Origin of the sequence: Achromobacter aegrifaciens, from assembly GCF_902859735.1 — a bacterium.
In the GTDB taxonomy this organism is placed as follows: Bacteria; Pseudomonadota; Gammaproteobacteria; order Burkholderiales; family Burkholderiaceae_B; genus Achromobacter; species Achromobacter aegrifaciens.
Genome location: NZ_CADIJY010000003.1, coordinates 523,577 through 536,519, shown reverse-complemented (window position 1 = coordinate 536,519; position 12,943 = coordinate 523,577). Strand labels below are relative to the sequence as shown.

Sequence of the window (12,943 nt, the reverse complement as noted above, 5' to 3'; positions counted from 1 at the left end):
GCAACACTACACCGTAGGGAAGAGAGGAGTCATCCCATGAAGCTGCACACCATCACTGCTGCACTGGCCATGGCGGGCCTGGGATTTGCTGGGGCAACCGCCCACGCGCAAGGTATCTCCGACGATGTCATCCGCATCGGCTTCATCACTGACATGTCCGGCGTGTATTCGGACATCGACGGCAAGGCCGGTCTGGAAGCCGTGCGCATGGCGATCGAGGACGCCGGCGGTTCGATCAACGGCAAGAAGATCGAAGTCGTCTCCGCAGACCACCAGAACAAGGCCGACGTGGCTTCGGCGCGCGTGCGCGAATGGTTCGACGAGCAGAAGGTGGACGTCATCATCGCCGGCACCAACTCGTCGACCAGCCTGGCCATGGCCGGCGTGGCCGCCGCGAAGAAGAAGCCCTTCATGGCAATCGGCGCGGGCGCGTCGGACCTGACCAACGCCCAATGCTCGCCCTATACCGTGCACTACGCCTACGACACCGTGGCGCTGGCGCGCGGCACCGGCTCCGCCGTGGTGAAAGACGGCGGCAAGAGCTGGTTCTTCCTGACCGCTGACTATGCCTTCGGCCACGCGCTGGAGCGCGACACCATGGCCGTGGTCAAGGCCGCGGGCGGCGAGGTCAAGGGCCAGGTGCGGGCGCCGCTGGGCGCGTCGGACTTCTCGTCCTTCCTGCTGCAGGCGCAATCGTCCAAGGCGCAGATCCTGGGCCTGGCCAACGCGGGCGGCGACACCATCAACTCGATCAAGGCCGCCAATGAATTCGGCGTGACCAAGACCATGAAGATGGCCGGCCTGCTGGTCTTCATCAACGACGTGCATGCGCTGGGCCTGCAAGCCACGCAAGGCATGTACCTGACCGACGGCTGGTACTGGGATCAATCCGACGCCTCGCGCGCCTGGTCCAAGAAGTTCGAAGCCAAGGTCGGCCGCAAGCCCTCCATGCTGCAGGCGGGCGACTACTCGGCCACGGCTTTCTACCTGAACGCCATCAAGGCCACCGGCACGGACGACGGCGACGCCGTCATGAAGTGGATGAAGTCGAACAAGGTCAACGACTTCTTCGCGCAAGGCGGTTATGTGCGCGAAGACGGCCGCATGATCCACGACATGTACCTGATGCAGGTCAAGACGCCGGCCGAATCCAAGGCCCCGTGGGACTATTACAAGGTCGTGGCGACGCTGCCCGGCGACGAGGTCTACACCAAGTTGTCCGAGTCCACCTGCAAGCTGGTCAAGAAGTAATCCAGCCCATGTGCCCCAGACGCGACCCGGCGATCCTACCCGTCGGGCCGCGTTTTGATTAGCTCGCTTCCCTCCGTACGCGCAGGATTTTCATAAGATGACTGACATTTTCGGCATCCCCATACAGGCCTTGTTCGGCCAGCTTTTGCTAGGCCTGGTCAACGGCTCCTTCTACGCCATGCTGTCGCTCGGGCTGGCCGTCATCTTCGGGCTGCTGAACGTCATCAACTTCGCGCACGGCGCGCTCTACATGCTGGGCGCGTTCATCGCCTGGATGGGGCTGTCGTACCTGGGGTTGAACTACTGGGTCATGCTGATCCTGGCGCCGCTGGTCGTCGGGCTGTTCGGCATCATCATAGAAAAGCTGTTGCTGCGACACCTGTACAAGCTCGATCACCTGTACGGGCTGCTGCTGACCTTCGGCCTGACGCTGCTCATCGAAGGTCTGTTCCGCAGCTTCTACGGCGTCTCGGGTCAGCCCTACCCCACGCCTGACGCCTTGCGCGGCGCCACCAACCTGGGCTTCATGATCCTGCCGAATTACCGCGGCTGGGTCGTGGCAGCCTCCCTGGTAGTGTGTCTGGCAACCTGGTTCGTCATCGAACGCACCCGCCTGGGCGCACTGTTGCGCGCCGGCACCGAAAACCCCCGCCTGGTCGAGGCCTTCGGCGTGAACGTGCCGCGCATGATCACCCTGACCTATGGCTTCGGCGTGGCGCTGGCGGGCTTTGCCGGCGTGCTGGCCGCGCCCGTGCTGCAGATTTCCCCGCTGATGGGCTCCAACCTCATCATCGTCGTGTTCGCCGTGGTCGTGATCGGTGGCATGGGGTCCATCATGGGCGCCATCGTGACCGGTCTGGGCCTGGGCGTGATCGAAGGACTGACCAAGGTGTTCTGGCCCGAGGCCTCCAGCACGGTCGTGTTCATCATCATGGCCATCGTTCTGTTGATCCGCCCGGCCGGGCTGTTCGGAAAAGAAAAATGAATCGTCAATTCCTGGGCTATGCGGTACTGGCCATCGTGGTGGCCATTCTTCCCTTTATCGGGGTCTATCCGATCTTCGCCATGAAGATCATGTGCTACGCGCTCTTCGCCTGCGCATTCAACCTGCTGCTGGGTTTCACCGGGCTGCTGTCGTTCGGCCACGCCGCCTTCCTGGGCAGTGCGGCCTACGCCACCGGCCACGCGCTCAAGGTATGGGGCTTCCCCACCGAGGTCGGCCTGCTGTTCGGCGTGGCCGTGGCGGGGCTGCTGGGCCTGGCGATGGGCGCCATCGCCATCCGCCGCAGCGGCATCTATTTCGCCATGATCACCCTGGCGCTGTCGCAGATGGTGTTCTTCTTCTTCCTCCAGGCGAAGTTCACCGGCGGCGAGGACGGCCTGCAAAGCGTGCCGCGCGGCACCCTGTTCGGGCTGATCGACCTGTCCAAGGACCTGAACCTGTACTACGTGGTGATGGCCATCTTCGTCATCGGCTACTTCATCATCTGGCGCACGGTGAATTCGCCCTTCGGCCAGGTGCTGCAGGCGCTGCGCGAAAACGAACCGCGGGCCATCTCGCTGGGCTACGACGTCGACCGCTTCAAGCTGCTGGCCTTCGTGCTGTCGGCCGCGCTGGCCGGCCTGGCGGGCGCCACCAAGACCCTGGTCTTCGTGTCGGCCACCTTGTCCGATGCCACCTGGCAGATGTCCGGCCTGGTCATCCTGATGACGCTGATCGGCGGGCTGGGCACCTTGACCGGTCCCATCCTCGGCGCCTTCATCGTGGTGCTGATGGAAAACAAGGTGGGCGACTTCGGCCAGATGATGGCCAACCTGACCGGCGTGGACTGGTTCCTGCGCCTGGGCGAATCGGTCACCATCGTGATCGGCCTGATCTTCGTGATCTGCGTGCTGGCCTTCCGCCGCGGCATCGTGGGCGAGGTCGGCGCCTTCATCGATCGCCGCCGCGCCGCCCGCGCCTGATCCTGACAGCGCAAGCACGGGGCCGCTTTATGCGGCCCCGTTTTCATTTGGCGCGGCGGCTGCCGCCCGTACAATGAACGGCACCCAACCAAACAGGTGCCTGACCATGCGCAAACCGCATCCGCTCGCCCCCGTCCTTGGCGCCCTGGCGCTGGCCGCAGCCCTCCTTCCCGCGGCTGGTCAAGCCGCGGATTCCGCCGCGCCGGTATGCGAAGTCAAACGGCCCGTCCGCTTCAGCGGCCTGAACTGGGAATCCAACCTGGTGCTGGCCGGCATCGAACGCTATGTGCTGGAACACGGCTACGGCTGCAAGACCACGGTCGAAATCGGCGAAACCCTGCCCATGCTGGCGGCGCTGCAACGCGGCGATGTCGACGTCACGCCGGAAGTGTGGCCCGGCCAGATCGAGGGTGCATGGAAGAAGGCCCTGGCCAGCGGCAAGGTGCTGGGCGTGGGCCACGTCTACGACGCCGGCGAAGGCTGGTACGTGCCTCGCTACACCGTCGAGCGCCATCCCGAGCTGAAGTCCGCGGCCGACCTGGCGCGCTTCAAGGACGTGTTCGCCGATCCCGAAGAACCCGGCCGCGGCCGGATCTACGGCTGCCCGGCGGGCTGGGCCTGCGGCACCCTGAACGAGAACCTGCTGCGCGCCTTGAAGCTCGATAAGGACTACGCGATGTTCGCGCCCGGCTCCGGCGCCGCGCAGAAAGCCGCCATCGTGTCCGCCTATAAGCGCAAACGCGACATCGTCTTCTACTACTGGACGCCCACCTCGCTGGTCGGCGCGCTGGATCTGGTGAAGCTGGAACTGCCCGCGTTCGACCAGGCCGCCTACACCTGCATGACCGATCCCAAGTGCGCGAATCCCGTGCCCACCGAGTTCAAGCCCAACCCCGTCGTCACCGGCGTGAACGCCGAGTTCGCGAAACAGGCGCCGCAGATCGCCGAATTCCTGGGCAAGCTGACGGTGCCCAGCGACGCCATCGACGCCACCCTGGGCTGGCTGGAAAACGAAGGCAAGGAACCCGAGGACGCCGCGCGCTATTTCCTCAAGCAGTACGGCCGGGTCTGGCGGCAATGGATGCCGGCGCAGGCAGCCGACCGCGTGCAGGCGGCGCTGGCGCGCGAATGACGGCGCGAAGCCGGCCGCCGCCTCATGTATCCTGACGTTTCGGCGCGCCGATAGCGCCACCCCAATTCAAGTGAAGGAAGACAACCATGGATGCCTTGTTCTGGCACAACGGTCACTGGACCACTGAAAACCCCAAATTGCTCGGCCCGGCCGACCACGCCTTCTGGATGGCCAGCATGGTGTTCGACGGCGCGCGCGCATTCCGCGGCCTGACGCCCGACCTGGATCTGCATTGCCAGCGCGTGGTGCGCTCGGCCGAAAAAATGCTGATGAAGCCCCAGATCGGCTGGGAAGAGATCCAAAAGCTGTGCCTGCAGGCTGTAGCCAAGTTCCCGCAAGGCAGCGAGCTCTACATCAAGCCCATGTTCTATTGCGCCGACGGCTTCCTGCTGCCGGACGCCGACAAGACCCAGTTCGTGCTGCACGTGTTCAAGGTGCCGATGCCGGGCGACCAGGGCTTCTCCGCCTGCTTCTCCAGCTTTGCGCGTTCCTGGCCCAACATGGCGCCCACCGACGCCAAGGCGTCCTGCCTGTACCCCAACGGCCAGCGCGCCATCCGCGAGGCCGCCGAAAAGGGCTTCGACAACGCCATCATGCTGGACGGCGCGGGCAACATCGCCGAATTCGCCACCAGCAACCTGTGGATCGCCAAGAACGGCGTGGTGTCCACGCCCGCCGACAACGGCACCTTCCTGAACGGCATCACGCGCCGCCGCGTGCTGGCGCTGTTGAAGGCCGACGGCGTCGACGTGCAGGAGCGCAGCCTGACCCGCGCCGACATCGAGGAAGCCGATGAAGTGTTCTCGTCCGGCAACTACGGCAAGGTGGTGCACGTGAACCGCGTGGAAGACCGCCAGCTGGAATACGGCCCCATGGCCCGCCGCGCGCACAAGCTGTACATGGATTACGCGGAAAGCACCGGCGCGAAGTAGGAACGCCGCCGTTTCAGCCCCCTCCCTGCTGCCCGCCCCTGTGCGGGCAGCGTCGTTCTCAGGAATGCCTCATGCAGACCCGACGTGATTTTCTCCGCAGCGGCGCGACGCTGGCCGGCGCCGGCAGCGCCCTGGCCCTGCTGCCCGCCTCCATCCGCCGCGCGCTCGCGATCCCCGCGGCGCGGCGCACGGGCACGATCCGCGACGTGGAACACATCGTGATCTTCATGCAGGAGAACCGCGCGTTCGATCATTACTTCGGCGCGCTGGCCGGCGTACGCGGGTTTGGCGACCGCTTTCCCATACCCGTGCCGGATAGCCCCGACGCGCGCCATCGCACCGTCTGGGCGCAATACAACGACAAACCCGATGAAGGCGCGCCGCGCACGGTCCTGCCCTTCCATCTGGATACGCGCGAGGCCTTCGAAACCATGCGCGTGGCCAGCACGCCGCACACCTGGTCCAACGCGCAGGACGCCTGGGACGCGGGCCGCATGGGCAACTGGCCGGCCGCCAAGAAGAACCATTCGATGGCGTACTTCACGGACGAGGACATGCCCTTCCAGTACGCCATGGCGCGCGCCTTCACGGTCTGCGACGCCTATCACTGCTCGTTCACCGGCGGCACCAACACCAACCGGCTGTTCGTCTGGACCGGCACCAACGACGGCCTGGGCCGCGGCAACGGCCCGGCCTTGGGCAATACCTACAACAAGCTCACGGGCGGCGATCCGGCGCGCGCCTACACCTGGACGACCTATCCCGAACGCCTGGAGGCCGCCGGCATCAGCTGGCGCATCTACCAGAACATGGCGGACAATTATTCGCTGAACCCGACCGCCGGCTTCAAGGCCTACCGCGACGCCTACCATGGCGCGCCGGGCGCGGCGGCCGCGCTGAAGGAAAAGGCGCTCACCACCCGCGGCCTGGACCTGCTGCGCCAGGACGTGCTGGACGGCACGCTGCCGCAGGTCTCGTGGATCTGCGCCACGAAGGCCGGCTCCGAGCATCCCAGCCCGTCCAGCCCGGCGCAAGGCGCCGACTACACGGCCCGGGTGCTGGATGCGTTGACGGCCAACCCGGAGGTCTGGAGCAAGACCGTCCTGTTGCTGATGTTCGACGAAAACGACGGCTTCTTCGACCACATGCCGCCGCCCGCACCGCCTGCGCGCGATGCATCGGGCGCGCTGGCCGGGGCGTCCACGGTAAATACGCGCGGCGAGTATCACGAGATCGTCGCCGGCGCAGAGAAGGACGACACGCTGGCGCATTTGCACGGCGTCTACGGCCTGGGTCCGCGCGTGCCCATGTACGTGCTGTCGCCCTGGACCAAGGGCGGCTGGGTCAACTCCCAAGTGTTCGACCACACTTCCGTGCTGCGCTTCATCGAGCAACGCTTCGGCGTGGCCGAGCCCAATATCTCGCCGTGGCGGCGCGCGGTCTGTGGCGACCTGACCTCGATCTTCGATTTTCGCCGCGCCGGACGGCGCAGGCCTGCCCAGCGGCTTTCCAGCCACCGCCGAACGCGCCGGCCTCGCATCGGCGCTGCCGGGCACCGTCACGCCGCCCGCGCCGCTGCAGCCGGGGCCGGCGCGGCAGCAGGCGGGCACGCGCCCGTCGCGCCCCCTACCCTATGCGTTGCAGGTCCACGCGCGCGCGGACGCGGCAAGCGTCACGCTGCGTTTCGAGAACAGCGGCACGGCGGGCGCGGTGCTGCACGTCTATGACCGGCTGCATCTGGACCGCGGCCCGCGCCGCTACACCGTGGAAGCCGGCAAGCACCTGGAGGGCGCATGGCAGACCGCCGCTGACGATGGACGCTACGATCTGTGGGTGCTGGGTCCCAACGGTTTCCATCGCCATTGCACCGGCCGCGCCGGCCTGCCGGCGCTGGAGGTCTTGGCCGCCTACCAGGGGCCTGGCGCATCGCTGCAACTGACGCTGCGCAACCCCGCCCCGCAGGCCCGTTCATTCCGGGTGGATGCCAACGCCTACGGCTATCCCCAGGAAGAGGATGCGACGCTCGCTCCCGGCGAGACGGTCAGCCTGTCCTGGGACATGACCCGCAGCGCGGGATGGTATGACCTGACCGTGCGCGAAAGCGGCGATCCAACCTACACGCGGCGTCTGGCCGGCCGCATCGAAACCGGCGCCCCCTCCACTTCCGATCCCGCGATGGGACAGGAGCTGATATTGCAATGGATACCCCAGGCATGAAACCACCTGCCCCCTATGAAAACGCCGTGACCTTCCAGTTCGGCGACTCGCCCGAGTTAGCCGACGAATTGCTTGCGCTGGTGCTGGCCGGCACGAAGACCGCCACCTGCGGCGCGTTGCGCGACTTCAACGAACAGGAACCTGTGCCCGAGGCCGGTCGGCGTGACGTGGTGCTGGACGGCTCGGGCCGCCCGGCTTGCGTGATCGAGACGCTCAGCGTGCTGATCCAGCGCTTCGATCAGGTGGACGAGGCGTTCGCGCTGGCCGAAGGCGAAGGCCCGTACGAGGCATGGCGCGATGCGCACATCGCTTATTTCGACCGCAACGGCGGCTATGCGCCGGACCTGGTGCTGGTGTGCGAACGGTTCCGGGTGGTCGAGGTCTTCGAACGATAAAAAAAAGCCGGACACCCTGCGGCGTCCGGCTCTTCGTGTGCTCGGGGTCGGTCAGCTTTGCTCGCCGCCCTTGCCCAGGCCCAGATAGCTTTCGATGACCTTCGGGTCGCCGGCCAGCTCGCGCGCCGGGCCGTGCAGGATGACTTCGCCGGTTTCCAGCACGTAGCCGTAATCGGCCACCTGCAACGCCGCGCGCGCGTTCTGTTCCACCAGCAGGATTGCCACGCCGGTCTCGCGCAGGCGCGCGATGATGTGGAAGATCTCGCGCACGATGCGCGGCGCCAGGCCCAGGCTGGGCTCATCGAGCATCAGCAGATTGGGCTTGGCCATCAATGCACGGCCGACGGCCAGCATTTGGCGTTCGCCGCCCGACAGCGTGCCGGCCTGCTGGGCGCGGCGCTCGCGCAGCCGCGGGAACAGGTCGAAGACTTCGTTCAGCGTGTCGCGCCAGCCGCTTTCGCGGGCGCGGTAGCGGCGGAACCCGCCCAGCAGCAGGTTGTCTTCCACCGACATGGTGCCGAACAGTTCGCGGCGCTCTGGCACCAGCGACATGCCAGCCGCGACGCGGCGCTCGACCTGCCAGCCCGATACGTCGGTGCCGGCGTATTGCACGGTGCCGGCCGCGTGGCCGGTCTGGGGCAGCGAGCCCATCATGGCGTTCAGCATGGTGGACTTGCCGGCGCCGTTGGCGCCGATCACCGTGACGATGCTGCCGGCGGGCACGGTGAGCGAGGCGCCCACCAGCGCGCCCACCTTGCCGTAGCGGGCAGACAGGTTGCTGACTTCGAGTACGGGAGCGCTCATCACACGCCTCCTGCCGACACGGGCTTGGCCTGGTCCGCTTCGGGCAGGTCATCATCGATGCCGCCCAGGTAGGCTTCCAGCACCGCCGGGTTCTTTTGCACGTCGGCCGGCACGCCTTCCGCCAGCTTGGTGCCGAAATCCATCACCACGAGGTGGTTGGTCAGACGCATCACAAAATCCATATCGTGTTCGACGAGCAGAATGCTCATGCCCTCGGCGCGCAACTGTTCCAGCACGCGCGCCAGGTCCTGCTTTTCCTTGTAGCGCAGGCCTGCGGCGGGTTCGTCCAGCAGCAGCAGCACGGGGTCGGCGGCCAGGGCGCGCGCGATTTCCAGGATGCGTTGCTGGCCCAGCGCCAGGTTGCCGGCCTGCTCGTACAGGTACTCGCCCAGGCCGACGCGCTTGATCTGTTCGGCGGCCTCGTGCAGCAGCTGCGCCTCGCGGGCGCGGTCCGAATGCAGGGCGCCCGCCAGCACGCCGACGTCGGAGCGCAGGTGCGCGCCTAGCGCCACGTTTTCCAGCACGGTCATGCCGGGCAGCAGCTGCACGTGCTGGAAGGTGCGACCCACGCCCAGCTTGGCGATGTCGCGCGCCGAACGGCTGTCGATGCGCTGGCCCATGAAGGTAACCTTGCCTCGCGTCACCGGCAGCACGCCGCTGATCAGGTTGAAGGTCGTGCTCTTGCCGGCGCCGTTCGGACCGATCAGGCCCATGATCTCGCCGGACGCGACCTTGAAGGAAATATCGTTGACGGCGACCAGCCCGCCGAATTCCTTGCGGATGGCGTCGACTTCAAGCACCACCTGGCCGGCTTGCGGGCGCACGCGCGTCGGCAGGGCCGGCGCGGACGCGGGCGGCGCCAGATTGCGGCGCGAGCTGTCGGCGCCGGTGATGCTGTCCCACCAGCCCGCCAGGATCGGCCAAAGGCCGTTGCGGGCGTATTGCAGCATCAGGATCAGCAGCACGCCGAAGACGATCATCTCGAAGTTGGCGTTGGTGTCCAGCAGCTTGGGCAGCAAGTTCTGCAACTGGTCCTTCAGCACCAGGATGACGCTGGAGCCCAGCAGGGCGCCCCAGACATAGCCGGCGCCGCCGACCACCGCCATGAACAGGTACTCGATGCCGTAGTTGATGCCGAACGGGCTGGGGCTGACGGCGCGCTGCATGTGCGCGTAGAGCCAACCCGAGACGCAGGCCAGCAGCGCCGCCCAGACGAAGATCACGACCTTGTAGGCGGCGGTGTTCACGCCCATGGACTCGGCCATGCCGGCGCCGCTCTTGAGCGCGCGGATGGCGCGGCCCGGACGCGAGTTCAGCAGGTTGCGGGTCGCCCACAGCGCCAGCAGCACGAACACCCAGATCAGGTAATAGATGTGGCGGCCGCTGGCCAGGGACATGCCGAAGATGCTGATGGGCTCGATGCCGGCGATGCCGTCATGCTTGCCCAGCCAGTCGATATTGCCGAACAGGAAGTACAGCGACAGGCCCCAGGCGATGGTGCCCAGCGGCAGGTAGTGGCCCGACAGGCGCAGGGTGATCGCGCCCAGCAGGTAGGCCACGACGGCCGTCAGGATCAGCCCGGCCGGCAACGCCAGCCAGGGCGAGACATCGTATTGCGTGGTCAGGTAGGCGGTGGTGTAGGCGCCCAGGCCCACGAACGCCGCCTGGCCGAACGAGGTCAGGCCGCCCACGCCGGTCAAGAGCACCAGGCCCAGCACCACCAGGCTGGCCAGCCCGATGTAATTGAGTTGCGTCACCCAGAATTCGGGCGTGACCGGCAGCAGTGGCAGGCCCGCCAGGACGACGATGAAGACGGCAAGCAGAATGCGGTTCATGACGTTTATTCCTCTTCGTCCACGTGATGGGTGCTGAACGAACGCCAGACCAGAACCGGGATAATCAGGGTGAAGACAATCACTTCCTTGTAGGCGCTGGCCCAGAAGGACGAGAAGGACTCCAGCACGCCCACCAGCAGCGAGCCCGCGGCCGCCACGGGGTAGCTGGCCAGCCCGCCGATGATGGCGCCGACAAAGCCCTTCAGGCCGATCAGGAAGCCGGTGTCGTAGTACACGGTGGTGATGGGCGCGATCAGCATGCCGGACATGGCGCCGATGGCAACGGCCAGCGTGAAGGTCAGGCTGCCGGACATGGTGGTGCTGATGCCGACCAGGCGGGCGCCGCGGCGGTTGACGGCCGTGGCGCGCAGCGCGCGGCCATACAGCGTCTTGCCGAAGAACAGCCACAGGCCGATGATCAGGATGGCGCATGTCGCCACCACGAACAGGCTTTGCGCCGACCAGGTCATGAAGCCCAGGTCGACCTGGCCGCTGACGAAGGCCGGAGTGCGCCAGCCTTCGGCGCCGAAGAAGACCAGCGCCAGGCCGGTGAGCGCGAAGTGCACGGCCACGGAAACGATCAGCAGCACCAGCACGGTGGCTTCGGCCAGCGGCTGGTAGACGATGCGGTAGACCATCGGACCCATCGGGATCACCAGCAGCAGCGTCAGCAGCATGTTCAGCCACAGCGAATTGCCGGGTGCGGTGTAGGTCACGGTCAGCCAGAGCAGCGCCAGCGGCAGAACCACACAGGTGGCGATGGCCTTGGGCAAGGCGGCTGCGCTGCGGGTGCGCAGCGCGCGCAGCAGCTCGAGCGCCAGGCAGACGATGCCCAGCAGCGGCAGGAGATAGGCGGTGCCCGGCACTTTGCCGTCCACCAGCATGGCCAGGGTCAGGGCGCCGAACGCCACGAACTCGCCCTGGGGAATGAAAATGACGCGCGTAACGGCGAACACCAGCACCAGAGCCATGCCCAGGAGGGCATAGATGGCGCCGTTGACGACACCGTCTTGCAGCAGGATCAGCGCAATTGAGGAATCCATCTAACAACCTTATTTATTCTGGTGTTCCGGCCGCACCCGGGACACTGATACGACACACCGGCCGGAAAGGCCGGTGCGAAGCATTGCTAGGGTGCCGCGCGGCGGGCGCCGCCGCGCTTTGCACACCCTTGGATCGGGCGATCCTGGAGGATTACAGGCCGGGCTGGTAGACCCACTTGCCGCCTTCCACCTTGACCATGACGCGCGAACGCTCGTCAAAGCCAGCGTGGTCCGTGGGCGACATGTTGAACACGCCTTGCGACGCGGCCAGGTCCTTCACGCCTTCCAGGGCGTCGCGCATGGCGACGCGGAATTCCGGCGTGCCGGGCTTGGCGCCCGACTTCAGCGCCACGGGCAGCGCGGCCACGACCAGCTGGCCGGCGTCCCACATGTGGCCGCCGAACGTGTTGGTCGAACCGGCGCCGTTGGCCTTTTCATAGGCTTCGACGTAGGCCAGGGCCGACTTCTTGACCTGGTTGCTATCGGGCAGCTGGGCCGCGACCAGCAGCGGGCCGGCCGGCAGCAGCATGCCGTCGCAGTCCTTGCCGCAAACGCGCAGCACGTCGTTGTTGGCGGCGCCGTGCGTCTGGTAGATGGTGCCGCCGTAGTTGCGGGCCTTCAGTTCCTTTTGCGGCAGGGCCGACGGAGTGCCGGCGCCGGCGATCAGGATGGCGTCGGGCTTGGCGCCGACCAGCTTGAGCACCTGGCCCGTCACGCTGGTGTCGGTGCGGCTGTATTTCTCGATAGCGACGATCTCGATGCCCTTGGCCTTGGCGGCCTTTTGCATCACGTCCAGCCAGCCGTCGCCGTAGGCGTCGGCAAAGCCGATGAAGCCCAGGGTCTTGACCTTGGACTTGGCCATGGCGTCAGCCAGGGCGCCGGCCATCAGGGCGTCGTTCTGCGGGGTCTTGAAGACCCAGCGGCGCTTGTCGTCCACGGGTTCGACGATCTTGGCGCTGGCGGCCACGCTGATCATCGGCACTTTGGCTTCGGCAGCCACGTCGACCATGGCGAGCGAGCCCGGCGTGACCGAGGTGCCGATCAGCACGTCGACCTTGTCGTCGGAGGCCAGCTTGCGCGAGTTCTTGACGGCTTGCGTGGTGTCGGTGGCGTCGTCCAGGACGATCCATTCGATCTTCTGGCCAGCCACTTCCTTGGGCAGCAGCGCCACGGTGTTGCGCTCGGGGATACCCAGCGAGGCAGCCGGGCCGGTGCTGGACACGGTCACGCCAACCTTGACCTGGGCGTTCGCCAGTAGCGGCAGGGCCAGGGCAATGGCGGCAGCCGCCGCGGACAAGCCGAAGTGCTTGCGCATGTTTTTGTCTCCTGTGGTGGCTCTGAGGCGCCTCGGTCGAGGCAGGGCGAGCCT

At 66.5% G+C, this 12,943-nt stretch carries 10 protein-coding genes and 1 pseudogene; 7 read left to right on the top strand and 4 right to left on the bottom strand.

From position 1 onward, the window contains the following. The first annotated feature begins 36 nt into the window (after window positions 1–36). The 7 genes and pseudogenes from HV766_RS12470 (at window position 37) to HV766_RS12440 (ending at window position 7,892) form a co-directional block, all read left to right on the top strand. Window positions 37–1,251, top strand: coding sequence for an ABC transporter substrate-binding protein (locus HV766_RS12470; protein WP_054450561.1), 1,215 nt, complete (start codon window positions 37–39; stop codon window positions 1,249–1,251). 97 nt (window positions 1,252–1,348) lie between these two features. Beyond that, on the top strand, window positions 1,349–2,236 hold the full coding sequence (locus tag HV766_RS12465; protein ID WP_054450560.1) for a branched-chain amino acid ABC transporter permease: 888 nt from the start codon (window positions 1,349–1,351) through the stop codon (window positions 2,234–2,236). Beyond that, window positions 2,233–3,216 carry a branched-chain amino acid ABC transporter permease gene (locus tag HV766_RS12460; RefSeq protein ID WP_054450559.1) on the top strand — a complete coding sequence of 328 codons (984 nt, stop codon included), beginning with the start codon at window positions 2,233–2,235 and terminating at the stop codon, window positions 3,214–3,216. Before HV766_RS12465 ends, HV766_RS12460 begins: the two co-directional genes overlap by 4 nt. A gap of 106 nt (window positions 3,217–3,322) precedes the next feature. Continuing rightward, window positions 3,323–4,348, top strand: coding sequence for an ABC transporter substrate-binding protein (locus HV766_RS12455; RefSeq protein ID WP_175181231.1), 1,026 nt, complete (start codon window positions 3,323–3,325; stop codon window positions 4,346–4,348). Window positions 4,349–4,434: 86 nt separating this feature from the next. Then, a complete protein-coding gene (locus tag HV766_RS12450; protein ID WP_054450557.1) occupies window positions 4,435–5,280 on the top strand; it encodes a branched-chain amino acid aminotransferase in 846 nt (281 codons plus the stop codon). Window positions 5,281–5,351: 71 nt separating this feature from the next. Beyond that, window positions 5,352–7,497, top strand: a pseudogene (locus HV766_RS12445) (phosphocholine-specific phospholipase C). Next, window positions 7,494–7,892, top strand: coding sequence for an ASCH domain-containing protein (locus tag HV766_RS12440; protein WP_054450553.1), 399 nt, complete (start codon window positions 7,494–7,496; stop codon window positions 7,890–7,892). Before HV766_RS12445 ends, HV766_RS12440 begins: the two are co-directional and overlap by 4 nt. 51 nt (window positions 7,893–7,943) lie before the next feature. On the opposite strand, the gene HV766_RS12435 is transcribed toward HV766_RS12440, so the two are convergent. From HV766_RS12435 to HV766_RS12420, 4 genes are all read right to left on the bottom strand, one after another. Further along, the gene (locus tag HV766_RS12435) at window positions 7,944–8,696 is read right to left on the bottom strand and encodes an ABC transporter ATP-binding protein (RefSeq protein ID WP_054450551.1); all 753 of its coding nucleotides are present in this window, start codon (window positions 8,694–8,696) and stop codon (window positions 7,944–7,946) included. Continuing rightward, window positions 8,696–10,531 carry a branched-chain amino acid ABC transporter ATP-binding protein/permease gene (locus HV766_RS12430; protein WP_054450549.1) on the bottom strand — a complete coding sequence of 612 codons (1,836 nt, stop codon included), beginning with the start codon at window positions 10,529–10,531 and terminating at the stop codon, window positions 8,696–8,698. Before HV766_RS12430 ends, HV766_RS12435 begins: the two co-directional genes overlap by 1 nt. A gap of 5 nt (window positions 10,532–10,536) precedes the next feature. Beyond that, on the bottom strand, window positions 10,537–11,574 hold the full coding sequence (locus HV766_RS12425; RefSeq protein ID WP_054450548.1) for a branched-chain amino acid ABC transporter permease: 1,038 nt from the start codon (window positions 11,572–11,574) through the stop codon (window positions 10,537–10,539). Window positions 11,575–11,725: 151 nt separating this feature from the next. Further along, a complete protein-coding gene (locus tag HV766_RS12420) occupies window positions 11,726–12,889 on the bottom strand; it encodes an ABC transporter substrate-binding protein (RefSeq protein WP_054450546.1) in 1,164 nt (387 codons plus the stop codon). Window positions 12,890–12,943 lie beyond the last annotated feature (54 nt).